A 22,954-nucleotide genomic window follows, 5' to 3' on the forward strand; every position below is an offset into this window, starting at 1 on the left:
CCGCCCCCACAGGCCTGCGCACTACCTGTGGGAGCGGGCGTGCCCGCGAAGAGGCCAGCACGGGCTTCAAACCAACCGCTGCCCCGACACCGCCGGGTGATACAGCGGTTGAACCTTGTTCCCGGCCGGGTCCAGCAGGTGGAAGCTGCGTGCGCCGTCACCATGGTTGAACGGCCGGTCGAGCAAGGTCACGCCATGAGCCTTGAAGTACTGGTACCAGGCTTCCAACTCCTCCACGCTGTCGACAATGAACCCGTAGTGATCCAGGGTCTGCAACCCGTTGGCCGCCCCTGCCCCACGCCCCAATGACAGGTTGTCGTTACCGCAAGTGAGGTACACCAGGTCCTCATTGGCGCGATTCAGCACTTCCATGCCCAGCACATCGACGTAGAAGCGTTCACACTCTTCCAGGTTAGGCACCAGCAGGGCGATGTGGCGCAAGCCATTCAGGCGGCCAGGGCGTGCAGGCAATTCGGACATTGGCGAAGCTCCATTTTTGTATACAATTCATTATTGAATTTAAAACAAAAGGAGAGATTTGTGTATAGCCTGTTCATAAAGACCCGAGTGAAGCCTGGATGCGCCGAAGCTTTCCTCAGTGCAATCAAGGTCAATGCTGCAGCTTCCGTGGCGAGTGAGCCAGGCTGCCTGGTGTTCGATGTGTCGCAGGACCGGGTCGACCCGGAGGTGATCTACCTGTACGAAATCTACCGCGATGATGCGGCGTATGACGCGCATACCCAGACTGCGCATTTTCGCGACAGCCGTCCATTGGTGGAGCCTCTGATCCTTGAGCAGGAATGCTTCGAAAGCGATGTGATCGCGCGCAACCCGGTGTATTGAGCGCAAGAAAAAGCCCTGGCACGGGCCAGGGCTTCGATGAAAGTGGCCAAATCCATTTGGCCGACGGGACATTCCTTATTCGGCTTTCAGGCCGTCAGACATTACGCTCTTGACGCCTTTGATGTTCTTGGTAATGCGCACCGCTTCTGCTTTCTGCGATTCGGTAACCTTCACATCAGAAGACAGCGAAACAACGCCTTGGCTGGTCTCGACTTTGATGTCGCTGCCTGGGATGCCTTTTTCAGTCAGCAGATCAGCTTTGACCTTGGTAGTGATCCAAGTGTCGGAGCCTTCTTGCTTGGCGTTGTCGACGGTGTTGGCCGCCAACATGACTGGAGCCTGGGTTGGCTCAGCGGCGAATGCACCGTTAGCCATGGTCAGGGTCAGAGCGGTAGCAGTAGCGGCAGCAATGGCGAACTTCTTCATGTGGGTCACTCCTGTTTTTCGAAAGGTCTGCGCCGTATGTCCTGGCGTCAGGTATGAAGGTAGTTGCACGGGCTGTGCCAGCTTTGCTGCTTCTGTTATTTCCTTTTAAATCAATAAGTTAGCAAATATCTATCACTTCGGTGATCGTGCATTTTGCAATCAGCGCGGTAAACCTGCATGCAAGATGCAAGTCCGCAAAAGGTTCCCGTCCCCATGAAAAAAGGGCCCTGCGAAGGGCCCTTTCTCTATTGCGTGACGTTCGCTTAGACGCCCGAGGCCTTAGCCGCAGCGACGTCCTTGATCGACAGCTTGATACGACCGCGGTTGTCCACGTCCAGTACAAGCACTTCAACTTCCTGGCCTTCCTTGAGGATGTCGGTGACTTTCTCGACGCGAGCATCGCTCAGCATGGAGATGTGCACCAAACCGTCCTTGCCAGGCAGGATGTTGACGAAGGCGCCGAAGTCGACAATGCGCTCAACCTTGCCGACGTAGATCTTGCCAATCTCGGCCTCAGCGGTGATGCCCAGGATGCGCTGCTTGGCAGCATCTGCCGCTTCCTTGGTTTCGCCGAAGATCTTGATCGAGCCGTCGTCTTCGATGTCGATCGAAGCCTTGGTCTCTTCGCAGATGGCGCGAATGGTGGCGCCGCCTTTACCGATGACGTCACGGATCTTGTCGGTGTCGATCTTCATCGCGATCATGGTCGGGGCGTTGGCCGACAGTTCGGTACGCGACTGGCCAATGACCTGGTTCATCTGGCCGAGGATGTTCAGGCGCGCTTCCAGGGCTTGGCCCAGGGCGATTTCCATGATCTCTTCGGTGATGCCGTTGATCTTGATGTCCATCTGCAGCGCGGTGACGCCTTTGGCGGTACCGGCTACCTTGAAGTCCATGTCGCCCAGGTGGTCTTCGTCACCCAGGATGTCAGTCAGGACTGCGAACTTGTCGCCTTCCTTGACCAGGCCCATGGCGATACCGGCAACCGGCGCCTTCATCGGCACACCGGCGTCCATCAGGGCCAGGGAAGCACCGCAGACCGAAGCCATGGAGCTGGAACCGTTGGATTCGGTGATTTCCGAAACCACGCGGATGGTGTACGGGAACACGTCAGCAGCAGGCAGCATGGCCTGAACCGAACGGCGGGCCAGACGGCCGTGGCCGATTTCGCGACGGCCAGCACCGCCCATGCGGCCACACTCACCTACCGAGAACGGTGGGAAGTTGTAGTGCAGCATGAAGGGGTCTTTCTTCTCGCCTTCGAGGGTGTCCAGCAGCTGGGCATCACGGGCAGTACCCAGGGTCGCAACGACCAGGGCCTGGGTTTCGCCACGGGTGAACAGTGCCGAACCGTGAGTTTTTGGCAGCACACCCACTTCGATGTTCAGCGGGCGTACGGTCTTGTTGTCGCGGCCGTCGATACGTGGCTTGCCGTTGACGATGTTTTCGCGAACGGTGCGGTATTCGATTTCGCCGAAGATCTCTTTTACTTCGGAAGCCGAAGGCTGGCCTTCTTCACCGGAGAACTTGGCAACCGCCTGGTCACGCAGCTCACCCAGACGCGCGTAGCGGTCGGCTTTGACGGTGATGGTGTAACCCTGCGAAACCGCTTCGCCGAACTCGGCGCGGATAGCATTGAACAGCTCGGTGTTGGCAACGGCAGGTTTCCAGTCCCAAGTCGGCTTGCCAGCTTCGGCAGCCAGCTCTTTGACAGCCTGGATAACAGCCTGGAATTCGTCGTGGGCGAACAGTACGGCACCCAGCATCTGGTCTTCGGTCAGCTCTTGAGCTTCCGATTCAACCATCAGTACGGCGTCGGAGGTACCGGCAACGACCATGTCCAGGCTCGAGGCAGCCAGTTGCTCGTAGGTCGGGTTCAGCAGGTAGCCAGTGCTTTCGTGGAAGGCAACGCGGGCAGCGCCGATCGGGCCTTCGAACGGAATGCCGGAAATGGCCAGGGCAGCCGAGGTACCGATCATCGCAGCGATGTCCGGGTCGGTCTTCTTGCTGGTGGAAACCACGGTGCAGACGACCTGCACTTCGTTCATGAAGCCTTCCGGGAACAGCGGACGGATCGGACGGTCGATCAGGCGCGAGGTCAGCGTCTCTTTCTCGGAAGGACGGCCTTCACGCTTGAAGAAGCCACCTGGGATCTTGCCAGCGGCGTAGGTCTTTTCCTGGTAGTGAACCGACAGCGGGAAGAAACCCTTGCCTGGATCAGCCTGTTTGGCGCCTACCACAGTCACCAGCACGGTGACGTCGTTGTCGACGGTAACCAGCACGGCGCCGGTTGCCTGACGGGCAATACGGCCCGTTTCGAGAGTGACGGTCGATTGACCGAACTGGAAAGTCTTGATTACCGGGTTCACGGTTTCCTACCTTTTTCAGTGGCTCTTGGGGGAACTGGTTTCTTGCGAATTCTTGGGCAGAACGGGGAATCGGCCCCATTGACCGTCCAGATACAACACGAGGCTGGGAGCCTGGCACCAAGCGGAAAAACCGCTCAGCATTGCCAGGCTGCCAACCTCGGAGATACGCGTGAAGTGCCCAACGGCAGCGCTGCGAAACAGCCCTGCCGAAGCCTGCGACACCCCACGCACACCACTGACCAGGCCGCTATTAGCGACGCAGGCCCAGGCGACCGATCAGGGCGCTGTAACGAGTGGTGTCTTTGCCCTTCAGGTAATCCAGCAGCTTACGACGCTGGTTGACCATACGGATCAGACCACGACGGGAGTGGTGGTCTTTGTCGTTGGCCTTGAAGTGGCCTTGCAGCTTGTTGATGTTGGCGGTCAGCAGAGCAACCTGCACTTCCGGGCTACCGGTATCGCCGGCGGCTTGCTGATATTCGGCAACGATCTGAGCTTTTTCTTCAACGCTGAGGGCCATGTGGCTTCTCCTGATAACGGATCCCGCATGCGGGGTCCAATAGGCCAGGGACAAATCCCTGTATTAATAAAAAAAGGTGTGACCGTGCCTACTGACAGCCACCCTTGATGCCGTGGGGCTCGGCAACTGCCTGACCCCGCGGTTTCGGTCATTCCGACCGAATCAGCCGACGCGGCGCAATGCGCCCGTCTTCGCTCACTTCACCGATACCGATGAAGCGTGCATTGTGATCCTGCACCCGAACCATGCCAAATTGTGGCGCGTCCGGCGCGCGTACCGCCTGGCCATGCAGCCAGTAGAACGCACTGTGTTCCGACAGGCTGACCAACGGCCAGTCCTGCAGCCCGCTGTCCGATGGCATCAGGAAGCGGTCGAGCGCTTCGTTACCACCTTCGGCATGGGCCTGTTCGAGTTCCTCGAGGGTGACCGTCTGTGCCAGCGCAAAGGGCCCTGCCTGGGTCCTGCGCAGCTCGGCGACATAGGCCCCGCAACCAAGGGCTTCACCGATATCCTCCACCAGCGTGCGGATATAGGTGCCTTTGCTGCATCCTACGCTCAGCCGTGCACGGGTGCCTTCGCACTCGAGCAACTCCAAGCGGTTAATAGTAACAGAACGCGCCTCGCGCTCCACTACCTCTCCTGCACGTGCCAGCTTGTACAACGGCTGGCCGTCACGCTTGAGCGCCGAGTACATAGGCGGTATCTGGCTGATCGGGCCGCGAAAACGTGGCAGCACTGCTTCGATGTCGGCGCGACCAACGGTCACGTCGCGGGTCTGCAGCACCTCACCCTCGGCATCGCCGGTGTTGGTAGTCTGCCCCATCTGCATGACGGTTTCGTAGCCCTTGTCGGAATCCAGCAAGTACTGCGAAAACTTGGTCGCTTCACCGAAGCACAGCGGCAACACGCCGGTCGCCAGCGGGTCGAGGCTACCGGTATGGCCGGCCTTTTCCGCATTCAGCAGCCAACGCACTTTCTGCAAGGCGGCATTGGACGTGAAGCCCAGCGGCTTGTCGAGCAGGATGATGCCGCTGACATTGCGGCGGATACGTTTGACCTGGGCCACCGCTTACTCCTTGGTGTCCGACTCGTCGGCATCCTTGTGCAGGCGGTCTTCGGCCACTGCACGCTCGATCAGCGCCGACAGGTGCACACCACGGCTGACACTTTCATCGAAATGGAAGTGCAGCTGCGGCACGCTGCGCAGTTGCATCGAACGCCCCAGGTGCAGACGCAGGAAGCTGGCGGCGCTATTCAATGCCTTGAGCGACTGCTGCACGGCATCCGGGGTTTCCTCGCCCATGACGGTGATGAACACCTTGGCATGGCTCAGGTCACGGCTCACGTCCACGGCGGTGATAGTCACCAGACCGACACGCGGGTCCTTGACTTCGCGACGGATCAGCTCGGCCAGCTCGCGCTGCATCTGATCGCCAATACGTTGGGTACGGCTATATTCTTTGGCCATTCTTGCTACCTGTAACTTAAAGCGGCAAACGCCCGGACAGACGAATGCCTGACCGGGCGCTACCTGAAGAGGTACCGCAAGCCGCCCTGTAGCAGGCGCTTGCGGCTCGCTCGCCCTTAAAGGGTACGAGCCACCTGGACTTTCTCGAAGACTTCGATCTTGTCGCCGACCTTGACGTCGTTGTAGCTCTTGACGCCAATACCGCACTCCATGCCCGAACGGACTTCGGAAGCATCGTCCTTGAAGCGACGCAGCGATTCCAGCTCGCCTTCGAAGATCACAACGTCATCACGCAGTACGCGAATCGGACGGTTGCGGTACACGGTACCCTCGATGACCATACAGCCAGCGATGGCGCCGAACTTCGGCGAACGGAACACGTCACGTACTTCGGCGACACCCAGGATGTTCTCGCGAACATCGCTGCCGAGCATGCCGGTCAGGGCCTTCTTGACGTCTTCGATGATGTCGTAGATCACGTTGTAATAACGCATATCCAGACCTTCCTGCTCGACGATCTTGCGCGCACCGGCATCGGCACGCACGTTGAAGCCGAACAGTACTGCATTCGAAGCCAGCGCCAGGTTGGCATCGCTCTCGGTGATACCACCGACGCCACCACCAATCACGCGCACTTGCACTTCGTCGTTGCCCAGGCCGCCGAGCGAACCCTGCAGCGCTTCCAGAGAACCACGCACATCGGTCTTGAGAACGATGTTGAGGGTTTTCTTCTCTTCCTGACCCATGGTCTCGAAGATGTTTTCCAGCTTGCCGGCGTGAGCACGGGCCAGCTTGACCTCGCGATACTTGCCTTGACGGAACAGGGCAACTTCACGGGCTTTCTTCTCGTCGGCAACCACGGACAGCTCGTCACCGGCTTCCGGAGTACCGTCCAGGCCGAGAATCTCGACCGGGATCGACGGGCCAGCTTCCTTCACAGGCTTGCCGTTCTCGTCGAGCATGGCGCGAACGCGGCCATAGTTGGAACCGCACAGGACCATGTCGCCCTGACGCAGGGTACCGTCCTGAACCAGGATGGTCGCCACCGGGCCACGGCCCTTGTCCAGGCGCGATTCGACAACCACACCACGACCTGGCGCGGTTGGGGTAGCGGTCAGTTCGAGGATCTCGGCCTGCAGCAGAACGGCTTCGAGCAGCTCGTCGACACCGGTACCCATCTTCGCCGAAACCTTGACGAACGGCGTGTCACCACCCCAGTCCTCGGAGGTAACGCCTTCGACGGACAGCTCGTTACGGATGCGATCGAGGTCAGCACCTGGCTTGTCGATCTTGTTCACTGCAACGACCAGCGGAACACCGGCTGCCTTGGCATGCTGAACGGCTTCGCGGGTTTGCGGCATCACACCGTCGTCCGCCGCCACCACCAGGATGACAATGTCGGTCGCCTTGGCACCACGGGCACGCATCTGGGTAAACGCAGCGTGACCTGGGGTATCGAGGAAGGTGACCATGCCGCGGTCGGTTTCCACGTGGTAGGCACCGATGTGCTGGGTGATACCACCGGCTTCGCCAGCGGCAACCTTGGCACGACGGATGTAGTCGAGCAGCGAGGTCTTACCATGGTCAACGTGACCCATGACGGTAACCACCGGCGCACGCGACTCGGTCTGGCCTTCGAACTTCAGCGATTCGGCCAGGGAGTCTTCCAGGGCGGTATCGCTGACCAGCGTGACCTTGTGGCCCAGCTCTTCGGCGATCAGCTGAGCGGTTTCCTGGTCGAGCACCTGGTTGATGGTAACCGGGGTCCCCATCTTGAACATGAACTTGACCACTTCAGCGCCCTTGACGGACATCTGGTTGGCCAGCTCGGAGACCGTGATGGTCTCGCCGATGGTCACGTCACGGATGACGGGGCCAGTCGGGTTCTGGAAGCCGTGCTGATTACGCTTTTTCAGCTTGCTCTTGCCACCACGACCACGACGAGCGCCATCGCTCTCTTCGTCGGTAGTGCGCGGAGCAGCACGCGGAGTCGGCGCCTTTTCCTTCTCCTTGACCTTGACCTTGATCGACACACGAGGCGCTTCGCCACGACGACGGTCGTCATCACGGGTACGGCTTTCGTTGCGACGGGTCTCGTCTTTCTTGCGCTCGGCAGCACGGGCTGCGGCGTCTTCAGAGGCCGGGGCGTCTGCGACTACCGGGGCCGGAGCAGCGACCGGAGCAGCGGCAGGAGCCGGCTCTGGCTTGGCAGCAGGCGCAGGGGCGGCGGCTGCGGAGCCGGCGGCCTGACGGCGAGCCTGCTCTTCGTTGCGCTGGCGAACTTCGGCCTCGACCTTGTCGCGAGCGGCATTTTCAGCCGCGCGGCGCTCATCCAGCTCACGCTTCTGCTCAGCCTGGATTTCTTCAGGGCTGCGCTGAACGAAAACTTTCTTCTTGCGTACTTCTACGCTGATGCTCTTGCTACCGGCGACACGCAGGGTGCTGGTGGTTTTGCGCTGCAAGGTAATCTTGCGCGGCTCTTCCGCCTTGCTCTTGTGGCTGCTTTTCAAATGAGTCAGCAAGGTCTGCTTCTCATTGTCGGTCACTACCTGACCGGCGTCGGTGTGCGGCAGACCTGCCTCACGCATCTGCTGCAGCAGGCGCTCTACCGGTGCCTCGACCTCTTGGGCCAGTTCTTTCACCGTGACTTGCGTCATGCACTTCTCTCCTCAGGCCGCGCCTAATTACTCGAACCAGTGGGCTCGGGCGGCCATGATCAACTTGCCGGCACGCTCTTCGTCGATGCCGTCGATGTCGAGCAGATCGTCGATCGACTGCTCGGCCAGGTCTTCGCGGTTAACCACGCCGCGCACCGCCAGTTCAGCCGCCAGGTCTTTGTCCATGCCCTCAAGGGAGAGCAGGTCTTCGGCCGGGTGGGCGTCTGCCAGTTTTTCTTCGGTAGCGATGGCCTTGGTCAACAAACGGTCCTTGGCTCGAGCGCGGAGCTCATTGACGATGTCTTCGTCAAAGCCATCGATGTTGAGCATTTCTTCCAACGGTACGTAGGCAATTTCTTCAAGGCTGGTGAAGCCTTCGTCGACCAGCACTTGGGCCAGCTCCTCGTCGACTTCCAGTTCCTCGATGAAATTGCGCAGGATGTCACCGGTTTCGGCCTGTTGCTTGGCCTGGATGTCCTTCTCGGTCATCACGTTCAGGGTCCAGCCGGTCAACTGACTGGCCAGGCGAACGTTCTGACCGCCACGGCCAATGGCCTGGGCCAGGTTGTCCTCGGCGACGGCGATGTCCATGGCATGGGCATCTTCATCAACGATGATCGCCGCGACTTCAGCCGGCGACATGGCGTTGATGACGAACTGCGCCGGGTTATCGTCCCACAGGACGATATCCACACGCTCACCACCCAGCTCCCCGGATACGGCCTGGACGCGCGAACCACGCATGCCGATACAGGCACCTTGCGGATCGATACGCTTGTCCTTGGAGCGGACGGCAATCTTGGCTCGCGAACCCGGATCACGGGAAGCAGCCATGACTTCGATGAGACCCTCGGCAATTTCCGGCACTTCAATGCGGAAAAGCTCGATCAGCATCTGCGGCGCGGTGCGCGACAGGATCAGCTGTGGGCCACGGTTTTCGGTGCGAATTTCCTTGAGCAGCGCACGCAGGCGCACGCCAACACGGAAGGTTTCGCGCGGAATGATGTCTTCGCGAGCCAGCAAGGCCTCGGCATTGTTGCCCAGGTCAACGATGACGTTGTCGCGGGTAACCTTTTTCACGGTACCGGAGATGATCTCGCCAACGCGCTCACGGTAGGCATCGACCACCTGGGCACGCTCGGCCTCACGGACCTTCTGCACGATGACCTGCTTGGCGGTCTGGGCGGCAATACGACCGAACTCGATGGACTCGATCTTCTCTTCGATCACGTCACCGACCTTGGCTTCAGGGTGGGTGTCCTTGATCTTGTCCAGCCAGGTCTCTATCGCCGGATCATCAAGATCGGCTTCGTCGACCACGGTCCAGCGACGGAAAGTCTCGTAGCTACCGGTGTGGCGGTTGATTTCCACACGTAGGTCGACTTCGTCTTCAAAACGTTTTTTGGTTGCAGTGGCCAGGGCCACTTCCAGCGCTTCGAAAATGACGCCGGGCGGTACACCTTTTTCGTTGGATACCGATTCAACAACCAGCAGTACTTCTTTGCTCATCGTACGCCTCGCCTTGCGCAAGCCATTGGGCCCGGATAGTCCGCCGGGCCCGGCACGTCTCAGTCAAAACTGGGAATAATATTGGCCTTGTCGATCGAGTCGATCGGTAACAGGAACTCCTGGTTGTCCACCTGGACCACCACATCCTGCTCCTCCACACCGCGGAGAAGGCCCTGGAAGTTACGACGACCCTCGAAGGGTGAGCGCAGCTTGATCTTCACTTGTTCGCCGGCATGCGAGGCAAACTGTTCCAGCGTGAACAGTGGGCGATCCATGCCTGGAGAAGACACCTCGAGGGTGTACTCACTGCTGATTGGATCTTCCACATCGAGGATTGCGCTGGCCTGACGGCTGACTGCTTCGCAGTCGTCCACCAGAATACCGCCTTCCTTGTCGATGTAGATGCGCAGTACCGAATGCTTACCCTGGGAAACGTATTCGATCCCCCAGCACTGATAGCCCAGACCCTCGACAACCGGGGCCAACAAGGCCTGCAACTGTTCTAGCTTGCTCGACACCTGAACCCCCTCGTGCATGCTGTGCAAATAAAAAATGGGCGAAGCGCCCATCCCTGAAAGCGCCGTAGGACAACGACGCCGAAACTGTTCGGTTAGCAAAAAGCCCCTGAAAAGGGGCTCCGCTGAAGCTGGTTGCGGGGGCTGGATTTGAACCAACGACCTTCGGGTTATGAGCCCGACGAGCTACCAAGCTGCTCCACCCCGCGACAAAGCTGGGGCAAAAGTATAAGACCGAACCCTGTTGAGGGTCAAATCCAAACATTCACCTACAAGAAAGCCCGCTAAAGCGGGCTCTCAAGCTTTAATTGGTACCGAGAAGGGGACTCGAACCCCTACACCCTATGGGCACAACCACCTCAAGGTTGCGTGTCTACCAATTCCACCACCTCGGCAATACTACTACTTGAAACCCGTTACTTCTGCTCTTGAGCCGGAGGAGGTACATCACCCGTATTATTGGTGGTTTCGCTCTTCTGCTGCTGGAGCACCGGTACATCATCATTAACTGCCGGTTTTTGCGGCTCTTTCACTTCTAGCACTGCTGGATCTGGAAGACCTGCTTGGCTAAGCTGGTGAGCTTGTTGCTTCGCGAAGTATCCTAACCCAAGTGCTGTCAAAAAGAAAGTGGCAGCGAGTATAGCAGTTAATTTACTTAGGAACGTTGCAGAGCCTTGGCTCCCGAACACGGTGTTTGAGGCCCCCGCGCCGAAAGATGCACCTGCTTCAGCACCTTTACCCTGTTGCAACAGAACCAGCACTACAAGCGACAGCGCTGCCAACAGATGAAAAACAACGATGACTGTTTCCAGCATTTGTTCAGTTTCCTGCGGCGCGACAAATTGCACCGAATTCGTCTGCGTTCAGGGAAGCCCCACCAATGAGCCCCCCATCGATATCCGGCATGCCGAACAGTTCGGCCGCATTGGCCGCCTTCACGCTGCCGCCGTATAGCAACTGCACCTTCGCAGCCACTTCAGCATCTTCTGCCGCCAACTGGCCGCGGATGGCGGCGTGCACATCCTGGGCCTGCTGTGGCGTGGCCGTAAGGCCCGTACCGATGGCCCATACAGGCTCATAGGCAATTACTGCATCGGCAAAAGCCTTAACACCGAATGCTTCGATGATACTGCTTAGTTGACGCCCGACAACTTCGAGCGTCTTGCCAGCCTCGCGCTCCTCAAGGGTTTCCCCTATGCAAAGAACTGGCTTCAAGCCTTTGGCCTGGGCCGCTGCAAACTTGCGATTGAGCACTTCGTCGGTTTCACCAATAATCTGGCGACGCTCCGAATGGCCAATCAACACCAACTTGCAACCTGCTTCAACCAGCTGCTCGGGAGCAACTTCCCCGGTCAGCGCACCCTGTTCGGGTTGTACAGCAGAATTCTGTGCGCCGACAGTAATTTCTTTACCTGCCAGGCCATCAATCACCTGATTGATGAACAAGGCCGGTGGAAATACGGCGACTTCCACTCCGCTCGGCAAGGCGAGATTACTCAAGCCTTTGGTCAGCTCAGCGACGCTAGCGCGGGTACCGTGCATTTTCCAGTTACCAGCTACCATAGGGCGACGCATGCTTTACCTCGTCGGTCAAAGTGGGCGCAGATCTTACCCAACCAGATCTGCGCTGGCAAGCGCCTTCAGACACAAACTTCGCCGACCAGTTTGGCCAGTGCTTCAGCATGGGCCCGCACCTGGCTTTCGTCCTCGCCCTCAACCATGACCCGCACCAGCGGCTCGGTACCGGACTTGCGCAACAGCACACGACCCCGCCCCGCCAGCGCTTCGGTAACCTTGGCACTGGCTTCCTTGACGGCGGGGTGCTCCAGCGGGTCGACCTTGCTGGCGCCAAAGCGCACATTGATCAGCACCTGCGGGCACTTGCGCAGGGCCTGACGGGCCTGGGCCAGGGTTTCGCCCCGGCGCTTGAGCGCCATCAGCACCTGCAGCGCGGCAATGATCGCGTCGCCCGTTGTGGTGTGGTTGCAGCACACGACGTGACCGGAGTTTTCACCGCCGACCAGCCATTCACGCTCCAACAGCTCGGCCATGACGTAACGGTCGCCGACCTTGGCTCGCACAAACGGGATGTCCAGGTCCTTGAGCGCCAGCTCCAGGCCCAGGTTACTCATCAGCGTACCGACCACCCCGCCTTGCAGCTTGCCATGTTCCTGCATGTCGCGAGCAATGATGAACAGCAGCTCGTCACCGTCGACGATGGCGCCCGTGTGGTCGACCATCAGCACGCGATCGCCGTCACCGTCAAAGGCAATGCCGAGATCGGCATGCCCGACCAGTACAGCGGCCTGCAGCGATTCGATGTGTGTCGAGCCGCAACCTTCGTTGATGTTCAGGCCGTCCGGTTGCGCATGCAGCACGGTCACGTCGGCACCCAGCTCACGGAATACGCTGGGCGCAACCTTGTAGGTAGCACCATGGGCGCAGTCGACCACCAGCTTGAGGCCGTCGAAGCTGGTGCTGCTCGGCACGCTGCTCTTGCAGAATTCGATGTAGCGGCCGGCGGCATCGTTGATACGCGAAACCTTGCCCAGCTTGCCCGACTCGACAACGGTCATCGGTTGGTCGAGCAGCTCTTCGATCATCAGCTCGACCTCGTCCGGCAGCTTGGTGCCCTGGCCCGAGAAAAACTTGATGCCGTTGTCATCGTGCGGGTTGTGCGAGGCACTGATGACGATGCCGGCTTCGGCGTGGAAGGTACGCGTGAGGTAAGCGATGGCCGGTGTCGGCATCGGCCCGAGCAGCATCACATCGGCACCTGCCGCGGACAGGCCGGCTTCGAGTGCGGACTCGAACATGTAGCCGGAGATACGCGTGTCCTTGCCCACCAGCACGCGGCAATGGCCTTGCTTGCGGAAGGCCATGCCGGCCGCCCAGCCAAGCTTCAGCATGAAGTCAGGCGTGATCGGGTATTCGCCGACGCGGCCACGAATGCCGTCGGTACCAAAGTATTTTCTGCTCATAGGGACTCCAATGTTCTTATTCGGCGTTTTGCACCGCAGCGATCATGCGTACCACATCAACGGTTTCGGCCACGTCATGTACCCGAAGGATGCTCGCCCCTTTGGTCATGGCCAACGCCGCCAGCGCAAGGCTGCCGTACAAGCGCTCGCCGACCGGACGTTCCAGCGTCAGGCCGATCATGCTCTTTCGTGAAACGCCCACCAGCAGTGGGCGCCCAAGGCGATAGAGCGCTTCCATGTGCTTGAACAGGCTCAGATTGTGCGCCAGTGTCTTGGCGAAACCGAAGCCCGGGTCAAGGATGATTCTGTCAGCATCAATGCCCGCTGCGGCGCAGGCGGCCATCCGCTGTTCAAGATAACGGGTGACGTCGGCGGTCACGTCCTGGTACTGCGGATCGTCCTGCATGTTGCCTGGCTCGCCACGCATGTGCATGAGGCACACCGGCAGACCGGTATCCGCCGCAGCGTCCAGGGCGCCATCGCGCTCCAGGGCCCGCACGTCGTTGATCAGCCCGGCCCCCAGGCGCGCGGCTTCACGCATGACAGCAGGCGTGGAGGTATCGACCGAAATGACCACGTCGAGGCGACTGTTGATGGCCTCGACCATTGGCGCCACACGCTCCAGCTCCTCGGTCACCGAGACTGCACGCGCACCCGGGCGCGTGGACTCGCCACCGATATCGATCAGCGTTGCGCCGGCGGCAACCATCGCTTCGGCGTGGCGCAGGGCCTCGTCGCGCTGACTGAAGCGACCGCCATCGGAGAAGGAATCGGGGGTGATATTGAGAATACCCATGACATGGGTATGCGACAAATCAAGAACCCGGCTGCCGCAAGGCAACCGGGTGGGGTACTGCACTGAGCTCATAGATGCCCTTAGTGTTCAGCCGCTGGGCCGCCGATTGGCGATTCCGGACGCTCATCCTGGGCCGCAGGCGTGCCCGAGTGCTTGTCATCGTCCCAATCACGTGGCTCACGTGGTGTGCGCCCAGCCATGATGTCGTCAATCTGATCGGCATCGATGGTCTCGTACTTCATCAGCGCTTCGGTCATCGCCTCGAGCTTGTCGCGGTTGTCGATCAGCAACTGCTTGGCAGTGGCGTAGCACTGATCGATGATGCTGCGCACCTCGGAGTCGATCAATTTGGCAGTCTCGCCGGACACGCTGGCATGCTGGCTACCGGCACTGCGGCCGAGGAACACCTCGCCCTCTTCCTCTGCATACATCAGCGGGCCGAGCTTCTCGGACAGGCCCCATTTGGTCACCATGTTACGAGCGAGCTGGCTGGCGCGCATGATGTCGTTGGACGCGCCAGTGGTCACGCCATCGAAGCCCAAGGTCATCTCCTCGGCGATACGGCCGCCATACAGCGAGCAGATCTGGCTGATCAGCGCACGCTTGGAGAGGCTGTAGCGGTCTTCTTCCGGCAGGAACATGGTCACACCCAAGGCACGACCACGCGGGATGATCGAAACCTTGTAGACCGGGTCGTGCTCAGGCACCAGGCGACCGACAATGGCGTGGCCAGCCTCGTGATAGGCAGTGTTTCTCTTTTCCTTTTCGGACATGACCATGGTCTTGCGCTCGGCGCCCATCATGATCTTGTCCTTGGCCAGCTCGAACTCTTTCATTTCGACCAGGCGCTTGTTGGAACGCGCGGCAAACAGCGAAGCCTCGTTGACCAGGTTGGCCAGGTCGGCGCCGGAGAAGCCTGGGGTACCACGCGCGATGACCGCCGGGTTGACGTTCTCGCCAATCGGCACCTTGCGCATGTGCACCTTGAGGATCTGCTCGCGACCACGGATGTCCGGCAGGCCAACCACCACCTGGCGGTCGAAGCGGCCGGGGCGCAGCAGCGCAGGGTCGAGCACATCCGGACGGTTGGTGGCGGCGATGACGATGATGCCATCATTCATCTCGAAGCCGTCCATCTCCACCAGCAACTGGTTGAGGGTTTGCTCACGCTCGTCGTGACCGCCGCCCATGCCGGCGCCACGATGGCGACCAACGGCGTCGATTTCGTCGATGAAGATGATGCACGGGGCGTGCTTCTTGGCCTGCTCGAACATGTCGCGCACACGGCTGGCACCGACACCCACGAACATTTCCACGAAGTCCGAACCGGAAATGGTGAAGAACGGTACTTTCGCTTCGCCCGCGATGGCCTTGGCCAGCAGGGTCTTACCGGTACCGGGTGGGCCGACCATCAGCACACCGCGCGGGATACGGCCACCCAGGCGCTGGAACTTGCCCGGATCGCGCAGGAACTCGACCAGCTCGCCAACCTCTTCCTTGGCCTCGTCGCAGCCCGCAACGTCAGCCAGCGTGGTCTTGACCTGGTCTTCGGACAGCAGGCGCGCCTTGCTCTTGCCGAAGCTCATCGGCCCGCCCTTGCCGCCCGCGCCACCTTGCATCTGGCGCATGAAGAACATGAACACGGCAATGATCACCAGGATCGGGAAGCTCGCCACCAGCAACTGCGTCCAGATGCTCTGTTGCTCAGGCTGCTTGCCTTCGACGACCACGTGGTTGTCGACCAGATCGCCGATCAGGCCATTGTCGGTGATGGCCGGGCGCACAGTCTTGAAGTTGTCGCCATCGGTGCGCTTGCCAGTAATGATGTAGCCATCGACGGTCACACGCTCGACCTTGCCATCCTTGACCTGCTGGATGAAGTCGGAGTAGTTGAGGGTCTGCGGCTCGTTAGGGCTGGAGAAGTTGTTCATCACTGTCACCAGGACAGCTGCGATGATCAACCACAGGATCAGATTCTTTGCCATGTCGTTCAATTAGCTACCCTCTGAGGCCGGCGCACGACGCAGCCGTGCCTCGCATGATATTCATCGCCCTAACTTACTACATTACCTACGCAGCCGCAGGCACCGTCTGTAACCCTTTGTGAAAGCTAGACTACACGAAGTTCGGACGATCCTGACGCAGTGGCCGATTGGAATTAACTATCGACCACCCCGCTTCACACCTTTCATTACCCTTTGAAGCCCCTGCCCAACAGGTATTGCTCCCGGGAACGGTCCCGTGACGACGACGGCTTGCGCATTTGCACCTTGTCGAACTTGCTGCGCACGTCCTTCAGGTACACGTCAAAACCTTCGCCCTGGAAAATCTTGATCAGGAAGTCGCCCCCGGGCTTGAGTACGCGGGTCGCCAGATCGAGGGCCAGCTCGCAGAGGAACATGGCACGCGGAATGTCCACCGCGGGCGTACCACTCATATTGGGGGCCATGTCGGAAATCACAAGGTCTACATGCGAATCGCCCACCGCTTCGAGAATGCGCTGCAGCACTTCGTCGTGGGTGAAGTCACCTTGAATGAAGGTCACGTCGGCGATCGAGTCCATTTCCAGAATGTCGGAAGCGATCAGGCGACCCTGGCCACCAATCAGACGACTGGTCACCTGGGACCAGCCACCAGGGGCCGCGCCGAGGTCGATCACGCTCATGCCTGGGCGGATAAGGCGGTCCTTCTCCTGGATCTCCAGCAGTTTGTAGCTCGCACGCGAGCGATACCCATCCTTCTGCGCCTGCTTCACAAAAGGGTCGTTGAAATGCTCTCGCAGCCAGTTTGCGCTGCTTTTGGAACGTTGTACCACGGGGCACCTCGATGATATGCGTCGTGATTGACTGGGCGGAGCCGGTGGCCCTCGGGTAAAATGCCGGTCAATTTTACAGAATCAGACGGAAAGGGTCAGATTATGCCGCTCAATAACGAGCAGAAGAAGCAATACAAGTCCATTGGTCATGACCTGAAGCCGGTCCTGATCGTTGCTGGCAACGGTTTGAATGAAGGCGTGATCGCCGAACTGGAGCGCGCTCTGGTCGACCATGAGCTGATCAAGGTCGAGATTCGCTCGGAAGACCGCGAAGAACGCGCCGAGACCATCGCCGAGCTGTGCAAGGCCGGCCGTGCCGAGCTGGTGCAGACCATCGGCAAGAAAGCCCTGATCTACCGCAAGAACCCACAGCCGAACAAGCAGCTGTCCAACATCCACCGTTACAAGTAACGGTAGCTCCGATCAGTGGCGCGGTGAACGCGCCCTGACCGGTACCGGCTGGGCCACCAGCACGATGCCGGAAAAGCCCAGCACCAGGAAGCAGAACATCTGCCAGCGCTCGCCCACGGAAATACCGTAGCGCAAGGTGTAATACCCCACGCAGGCCCCGAAGCCGAGCAACAGCATCTGGCCGCGGAACTGCCGCCACCAGGCCGCCAGGCCGTCCACCCTCGCCAGCACTGCCAGCTGGGTCAACAAGCCAAGCAACGCCACGCCGATCAACCAGCGGTCGATCTGCCCGGCGATATCCTGTACCAGCAGCGGGGCCAGGCCACTGACCTTGAGCGCAGGCACCAGCCCTACATGGAACACCCACAGGCCACCGACCCAGAAAACCTGGGCCAGTTGCCAGAGGATCCCCTCGAGGGATGGCGCCCGCAGGCGTCGGTCAGATGTGCTTGACTTCGACAATCTCGTACTCGACCGTGCCACTAGGCGTCTTGACGACGACAGTATCACCTTCTTCCTTGCCGATGATGGCACGGGCAATGGGTGCGCCGCTCGACAGCTTGCCCTGCTTCACGTCAGCTTCATCCTCGCCAACGATCTGGTAGGTCACCTCTTCATCGGTTTCGGTGTTGGCCAGTACCACGGTGGTACCGAAAATCACCTTGCCGGTGTGAGGGATGGTGGTCACATCGATGACCACCGAATTCTGCAGACGGCCTTCGATATCACGGATACGCGCTTCGACCATGCCCTGCTCCTCACGGGCGGCATGGTATTCGGCGTTTTCCTTGAGGTCACCCAGCTCACGCGCTTCACCAATGGCCTGACTCAGGCGCGGGCGCTCGGTCTTGCTCAGGAACAGGTGCTCTTCTTCCAGGGCGCGAGCGCCCTGGACGGTCATCGGGTATTTGGTAATGCTCATGCTTTCAGTCCTGCATGCAGATCCTGCAAGCGACGAACGGTCTTTTCCGGACCGAATTTCAGCGCTTCGCAGATGGCTTCACCAGCCGCAATGGTAGTGGTGCAGTAAATCTTGTGCTGCAGCGCATTGCGACGAATCGAGTAGGAGTCGGCGATCGACTGGCGACCTTCGGTGGTGTTGATGATCAGCGACACTTCGTCGTTCTTGATCATGTCGACCACGTGAGGGCGACCTTCGGTCACTTTGTTCACACGGCGCACTTTCAGGCCAGCCGCCTCGATAACCTTGGCGGTGCCGGCAGTGGCAACCACTTCGAAGCCCAGGGCGATCAGGTCGCGGGCAACGCCAGCCACTTGTGGCTTGTCGTCGTCGCGCACGCTGATGAACGCGGTACCGCCAGTCGGCAGCACTTCGCTGGCACCCATCTGGGCTTTGGCGAAGGCTTCACCGAAGCTGTCACCGACACCCATGACTTCACCGGTCGATTTCATCTCAGGGCCGAGGATCGGGTCAACCCCTGGGAACTTGGCGAACGGGAAGACGGCTTCCTTCACGCTGTAGAAGTTCGGGATGATTTCCTGGGTGAAGCCCAGCTCTTTCAGGGTTTTACCCGCCATGACACGGGCCGCGATCATCGCCAGGGACGTGCCGATGCACTTGGACACGAACGGTACGGTACGCGAGGCACGCGGGTTGACTTCGATCACGTAGATCTTGTCGCCCTGCAGGGCCAGCTGCACGTTCATCAGGCCGACCACGCCCAGCTCCAGCGCCATTTTCTTGACCTGAACGCGGACTTCGTCCTGCACTTCCTTGCTCAGCGAGTAAGGTGGCAGCGAGCACGCCGAGTCGCCGGAGTGTACGCCGGCCTGCTCGATGTGCTGCATGATCGCGCCGATGACCACGTCGGTGCCGTCGCACACCGCATCCACGTCCATCTCGATGGCGCAGTTGAGGAAGTGGTCGAGCAGTACCGGGCTGTCGTTCGACACTTGTACCGCTTCACGCAGGTAGCGCTTGAGCTCGTCCAGCTCGTAGACGATCTCCATGGCACGGCCGCCCAGTACGTAGGACGGACGCACGACCAGCGGGTAACCGATGCTGCCGGCAGCACGGATGGCTTCTTCTTCGCTGCGCACGGTGGCGTTTGGCGGCTGCAGCAGGTTCAGGCGCTGAACCATCTGCTGGAAGCGCTCACGGTCTTCGGCGCGGTCGATGGCGTCAGGGCTGGTACCGATGATCGGCACGCCAGCCTCTTCCAGAGCGCGGGCCAGCTTCAGCGGGGTCTGGCCGCCGTAGTGAACGATCACGCCCTTCGGCTTCTCGACGCGGCAGACTTCCAGCACGTCTTCCAGGGTCAGCGGCTCGAAGTACAGGCGGTCGGAAGTGTCGTAGTCGGTGGAGACGGTTTCCGGGTTGCAGTTGACCATGATGGTCTCGTAACCGTCATCACGCAGCGCCAGGGCGGCGTGTACGCAGCAGTAGTCGAACTCGATACCTTGGCCGATACGGTTCGGGCCGCCACCCAGGATCATGATCTTGTCGCGGGTCGACGGGTTGGCCTCGCACTCTTCCTCGTAGGTGGAGTACAGGTAGGCGGTGTCGGTGGCGAACTCGGCGGCGCAGGTGTCGACGCGCTTGTACACCGGGAACACTTCCAGCTTGTGGCGGTGGCGACGCAGGTTCTTGTCGGTGATGCCCAGCAGTACTGCCAGACGCTGGTCCGAGAAGCCTTTGCGCTTGAGGCGCAGCATGTAGTCCTTGTCGATTGCCGACAGGGCCAGGGTCTTGACCTTCTCTTCTTCCTTGATCAGGTCTTCCATCTGCACCAGGAACCACATGTCGATGCCGGTCAGATTGAAGATTTCTTCGCAGGTCATGCCCGAACGCATGGCGTCAGCCACGTACCAGATACGCTCGGCACCCGGCACGGTCAGTTCGCGCTTGAGGATGCTGGCGGCTTCCGGGCTGGCCAGGTCGACTTTCGGGTCGAGGCCGCAGGCGCCGACTTCCAGGCCGCGCAGGGCTTTCTGCAGGGATTCCTGGAAAGTACGGCCGATGGCCATGACTTCACCCACGGATTTCATCTGGGTGGTCAGGCGGGCGTCGGCTTTCGGGAATTTCTCGAAGGCGAAGCGTGGCAGCTTGGTGACGACGTAGTCGATCGAAGGTTCGAAGGACGCTGGGGTGCGACCGCCAGTGATGTCGTTCTGCAGCTCGTCGAGGGTGTAACCAATGGCCAGCTTGGCGGCGATCTTGGCGATCGGGAAGCCGGTGGCCTTGGAGGCCAGGGCGGACGAACGCGACACGCGCGGGTTCATCTCGATGACAACCATGCGGCCGGTGTTCGGGCAAATGCCGAACTGGACGTTGGAACCGCCGGTTTCCACACCGATTTCACGCAGCACCGCCAGCGAGGCGTTGCGCATGATCTGGTATTCCTTGTCGGTCAGGGTCTGTGCCGGGGCAACAGTGATCGAGTCACCGGTGTGCACACCCATCGGGTCGAAGTTCTCGATCGAGCAGACGATGATGCAGTTGTCCTTCTTGTCGCGGACCACCTCCATCTCGTATTCCTTCCAGCCGATCAGCGATTCGTCGATCAGCAGCTCTTTGGTCGGCGACAGGTCCAGACCACGGGTGCAGATTTCTTCGAACTCTTCACGGTTGTAAGCGATACCGCCGCCGGTGCCGCCCATGGTGAACGACGGGCGAATGATGCACGGGAAGCCGAGCTTCTCGAGGACCGCATTGGCCTCTTCCATGCTGTGGGCGATACCGGAGCGCGGGCACTCCAGGCCGATGTCCTTCATGGCCTTGTCGAAGCGCGAACGGTCTTCGGCCTTGTCGATGGTGTCAGCGTTGGCACCGATCATCTCCACGCCGAACTTCTCCAGAACGCCGTGGCGCTCCAGGTCCAGGGCGCAGTTCAGGGCGGTCTGGCCACCCATGGTCGGCAGGACGGCGTCCGGGCGCTCTTTCTCGATGATCTTGGCCACCGATTGCCACTTGATCGGCTCGATGTAGGTGGCGTCAGCCATGGCCGGGTCGGTCATGATGGTGGCTGGGTTGGAGTTCACCAGGATGACGCGGAAACCTTCCTCGCGCAGGGCTTTACAGGCCTGGGCGCCGGAGTAGTCGAATTCGCAGGCCTGGCCGATCACGATCGGGCCAGCGCCGAGAATCAGGATGCTTTTGATGTCTGTACGTTTTGGCATGGTGGTCACTCAAATCCGGGGTCAGTCGGCAAGCCGCTTTGAACAATCTGGGTCAGGCGCTGCCGGGCGCGGCAGGTGCCGGCCCGGGGCCTTGAAGCAGGATGCTCAGCGGCGCTTGGCCATGGCATCGGTGAAACGATCGAACAGAGGCGCGACGTCGGTCGGGCCCGGGCTCGCTTCAGGGTGGCCCTGGAAGCTGAACGCGCTCTTGTCGGTACGCTCGATACCCTGCAGGGTGCCGTCGAACAGCGACTTGTGAATGGCGCGAACGTTGCCCGGCAGGGTCGCCTCGTCAACGGCGAAACCGTGGTTCTGGCTGGTGATCATGACCACACCAGTATCCAGGTCCTGGACCGGGTGGTTGGCACCGTGGTGGCCGTGGCCCATTTTCACGGTCTTGGCGCCGGACGCCAGGGCCAGCAGCTGGTGGCCGAGGCAGATGCCGAATACCGGGATCTCGGTTTCGAGGATTTCCTTGATCGCCTGGATCGCGTAGTCGCACGGCTCGGGGTCACCAGGGCCGTTGGACAGGAACACGCCGTCCGGGTTGAGTGCCAGCACTTCGCTGGCCGGGGTCTGGGCTGGCACCACGGTCACGCGGCAGCCGCGGGCCACCAGCATGCGCAGGATGTTCAGCTTGACGCCATAGTCGAAGGCAACCACGTGGTACGGCAGGTCGGCAGCGTCGATGGTCGGGTGGCTGTCGGTTTTCAGCTCCCACACGCTGGAGCGCCACTCGTAACGTTCCTTGGTGGAGACGACCTTGGCCAGGTCCATGCCCTTCAGGCCCGGGAAGCCACGGGCAGCGGCGATGGCGGCTTCTTCGCTGATGTTGTCACCCGCCAGAATGCAGCCGTTCTGGGCGCCCTTTTCACGCAGGATACGGGTCAGGCGACGGGTGTCGATGCCGGCGATGGCGACGACGTTGTTGGCCTTGAGGTACTCAGGCAGCGACTGGGTGTTACGCCAGTTGCTGGCCAGCAGCGGCAGGTCACGGATGACCAGGCCAGCGGACCAGACGCGGCTCGACTCGGCGTCTTCCGGGGTAGTACCGGTGTTGCCGATGTGCGGGTAGGTCAGGGTAACGATTTGCTGCGCGTAGGAAGGGTCTGTAAGGATTTCCTGGTAGCCGGTCATAGCGGTGTTGAATACCACCTCACCAACGGTCTGACCGTCGGCACCGATGGCTTCACCGCGGAAAATACTGCCGTCGGCAAGGGCGAGTATGGCTGGCTTTGTCAAGAAGACCTCCCGTAAGTCAAGCATGAAAGGGCGATCGCAGGTTGCAAAAAAGCGGAGTGACGTATGGACACGTCACCCCGCTTTCATGTGCTGAATTCAATTCGCTGCGCGCTTTTAGTGGACACACTAAAGCTGTAGCTTACAGAAAAGTGTGTTTTCGGTCTACCGGATATGTGTCTCTAAAACACATCGATGCGACAGGCTGACATCCACGCCAGCCTCTTCGCGGGCTCGCCCGCTCCCACAGGGATCGCACCAGCCC

General features: G+C 60.3%; 21 protein-coding genes and 2 tRNA genes. 2 read left to right on the plus strand and 21 right to left on the minus strand.

Features of this window, described 5'->3' with window-relative positions; genetic code table 11:
• Positions 1-66: 66 nt before the first annotated feature.
• On the minus strand, positions 67-480 hold the full coding sequence (locus tag ACF8FB_RS10885; RefSeq protein ID WP_010955354.1) for a VOC family protein: 414 nt from the start codon (positions 478-480) through the stop codon (positions 67-69).
• Positions 481-540: 60 nt separating this feature from the next.
• On the opposite strand from ACF8FB_RS10885, the gene ACF8FB_RS10890 reads away from it, so the two are divergent.
• Complete coding sequence (locus ACF8FB_RS10890; protein ID WP_010955355.1) at positions 541-843, plus strand: putative quinol monooxygenase; 303 nt, start codon at positions 541-543, stop codon at positions 841-843.
• A gap of 75 nt (positions 844-918) precedes the next feature.
• Here the strand turns inward: ACF8FB_RS10890 and ACF8FB_RS10895 are convergent, their stop codons facing one another.
• From ACF8FB_RS10895 to rlmE, 16 genes are all read right to left on the minus strand, one after another.
• Entirely contained in the window at positions 919-1,269 is a 351-nt protein-coding gene (locus ACF8FB_RS10895) for a BON domain-containing protein (RefSeq protein ID WP_003249976.1), read from the minus strand.
• Positions 1,270-1,532: 263 nt separating this feature from the next.
• Complete coding sequence (gene pnp / locus ACF8FB_RS10900; protein WP_020193780.1) at positions 1,533-3,638, minus strand: polyribonucleotide nucleotidyltransferase; 2,106 nt, start codon at positions 3,636-3,638, stop codon at positions 1,533-1,535.
• 250 nt (positions 3,639-3,888) lie between these two features.
• Positions 3,889-4,158: a 30S ribosomal protein S15 gene (gene rpsO / locus ACF8FB_RS10905; RefSeq protein ID WP_003249971.1), complete on the minus strand. Its 270-nt coding sequence runs from the start codon at positions 4,156-4,158 to the stop codon at positions 3,889-3,891.
• Between the two features lie 148 nt (positions 4,159-4,306).
• On the minus strand, positions 4,307-5,224 hold the full coding sequence (truB, locus tag ACF8FB_RS10910) for a tRNA pseudouridine(55) synthase TruB (RefSeq protein WP_049586945.1): 918 nt from the start codon (positions 5,222-5,224) through the stop codon (positions 4,307-4,309).
• 3 nt (positions 5,225-5,227) lie between these two features.
• Positions 5,228-5,626, minus strand: a complete 399-nt coding sequence (gene rbfA / locus ACF8FB_RS10915) for a 30S ribosome-binding factor RbfA (RefSeq protein WP_392511332.1) — start codon at positions 5,624-5,626, stop codon at positions 5,228-5,230.
• Positions 5,627-5,742: 116 nt separating this feature from the next.
• Complete coding sequence (gene infB / locus ACF8FB_RS10920; RefSeq protein ID WP_003249965.1) at positions 5,743-8,283, minus strand: translation initiation factor IF-2; 2,541 nt, start codon at positions 8,281-8,283, stop codon at positions 5,743-5,745.
• Between the two features lie 27 nt (positions 8,284-8,310).
• Positions 8,311-9,792, minus strand: coding sequence for a transcription termination factor NusA (nusA, locus tag ACF8FB_RS10925; protein ID WP_003249963.1), 1,482 nt, complete (start codon positions 9,790-9,792; stop codon positions 8,311-8,313).
• A 59-nt stretch (positions 9,793-9,851) separates the two neighbouring features.
• The gene (rimP, locus tag ACF8FB_RS10930; RefSeq protein ID WP_003249960.1) at positions 9,852-10,310 is read right to left on the minus strand and encodes a ribosome maturation factor RimP; all 459 of its coding nucleotides are present in this window, start codon (positions 10,308-10,310) and stop codon (positions 9,852-9,854) included.
• Between the two features lie 129 nt (positions 10,311-10,439).
• Positions 10,440-10,516, minus strand: a tRNA-Met gene (locus tag ACF8FB_RS10935).
• Positions 10,517-10,616: 100 nt separating this feature from the next.
• Positions 10,617-10,702, minus strand: a tRNA-Leu gene (locus tag ACF8FB_RS10940).
• 21 nt (positions 10,703-10,723) lie between these two features.
• On the minus strand, positions 10,724-11,122 hold the full coding sequence (gene secG, locus ACF8FB_RS10945) for a preprotein translocase subunit SecG (RefSeq protein WP_020193781.1): 399 nt from the start codon (positions 11,120-11,122) through the stop codon (positions 10,724-10,726).
• A 4-nt stretch (positions 11,123-11,126) separates the two neighbouring features.
• Positions 11,127-11,882: a triose-phosphate isomerase gene (gene tpiA / locus ACF8FB_RS10950; RefSeq protein WP_003249956.1), complete on the minus strand. Its 756-nt coding sequence runs from the start codon at positions 11,880-11,882 to the stop codon at positions 11,127-11,129.
• 65 nt (positions 11,883-11,947) lie between these two features.
• Positions 11,948-13,288 (minus strand): phosphoglucosamine mutase, encoded by a 1,341-nt coding sequence (gene glmM / locus ACF8FB_RS10955; RefSeq protein WP_392511333.1) that lies wholly within the window; start codon positions 13,286-13,288, stop codon positions 11,948-11,950.
• A gap of 16 nt (positions 13,289-13,304) precedes the next feature.
• Positions 13,305-14,156, minus strand: coding sequence for a dihydropteroate synthase (gene folP, locus ACF8FB_RS10960; protein ID WP_010955359.1), 852 nt, complete (start codon positions 14,154-14,156; stop codon positions 13,305-13,307).
• Between the two features lie 8 nt (positions 14,157-14,164).
• Positions 14,165-16,069, minus strand: coding sequence for an ATP-dependent zinc metalloprotease FtsH (gene ftsH / locus ACF8FB_RS10965; RefSeq protein ID WP_012053749.1), 1,905 nt, complete (start codon positions 16,067-16,069; stop codon positions 14,165-14,167).
• A 206-nt stretch (positions 16,070-16,275) separates the two neighbouring features.
• On the minus strand, positions 16,276-16,899 hold the full coding sequence (rlmE, locus tag ACF8FB_RS10970) for a 23S rRNA (uridine(2552)-2'-O)-methyltransferase RlmE (RefSeq protein WP_003249947.1): 624 nt from the start codon (positions 16,897-16,899) through the stop codon (positions 16,276-16,278).
• A gap of 102 nt (positions 16,900-17,001) precedes the next feature.
• Here rlmE and yhbY point away from each other — a divergent pair, with 102 nt between their 5' ends.
• Positions 17,002-17,310 (plus strand): ribosome assembly RNA-binding protein YhbY, encoded by a 309-nt coding sequence (gene yhbY, locus ACF8FB_RS10975; RefSeq protein WP_003249945.1) that lies wholly within the window; start codon positions 17,002-17,004, stop codon positions 17,308-17,310.
• 12 nt (positions 17,311-17,322) lie between these two features.
• Here yhbY and ACF8FB_RS10980 read toward each other — a convergent pair whose 3' ends face one another.
• The 4 genes from ACF8FB_RS10980 to carA form a co-directional block, all read right to left on the minus strand.
• The gene (locus ACF8FB_RS10980) at positions 17,323-17,772 is read right to left on the minus strand and encodes a hypothetical protein (RefSeq protein ID WP_012053750.1); all 450 of its coding nucleotides are present in this window, start codon (positions 17,770-17,772) and stop codon (positions 17,323-17,325) included.
• Entirely contained in the window at positions 17,750-18,226 is a 477-nt protein-coding gene (gene greA / locus ACF8FB_RS10985) for a transcription elongation factor GreA (RefSeq protein WP_024717413.1), read from the minus strand. Before greA ends, ACF8FB_RS10980 begins: the two co-directional genes overlap by 23 nt.
• Positions 18,227-18,228: 2 nt before the next feature.
• On the minus strand, positions 18,229-21,450 hold the full coding sequence (gene carB / locus ACF8FB_RS10990) for a carbamoyl-phosphate synthase large subunit (RefSeq protein WP_003249937.1): 3,222 nt from the start codon (positions 21,448-21,450) through the stop codon (positions 18,229-18,231).
• 105 nt (positions 21,451-21,555) lie between these two features.
• The gene (gene carA, locus ACF8FB_RS10995) at positions 21,556-22,692 is read right to left on the minus strand and encodes a glutamine-hydrolyzing carbamoyl-phosphate synthase small subunit (RefSeq protein WP_010955364.1); all 1,137 of its coding nucleotides are present in this window, start codon (positions 22,690-22,692) and stop codon (positions 21,556-21,558) included.
• Between the last annotated feature and the right edge of the window lie 262 nt (positions 22,693-22,954).

The sequence above is a fragment of the Pseudomonas sp. yb_2 genome, from assembly GCF_043103905.1.
In the GTDB taxonomy this organism is placed as follows: domain Bacteria; phylum Pseudomonadota; class Gammaproteobacteria; order Pseudomonadales; family Pseudomonadaceae; genus Aquipseudomonas; species Aquipseudomonas alloputida.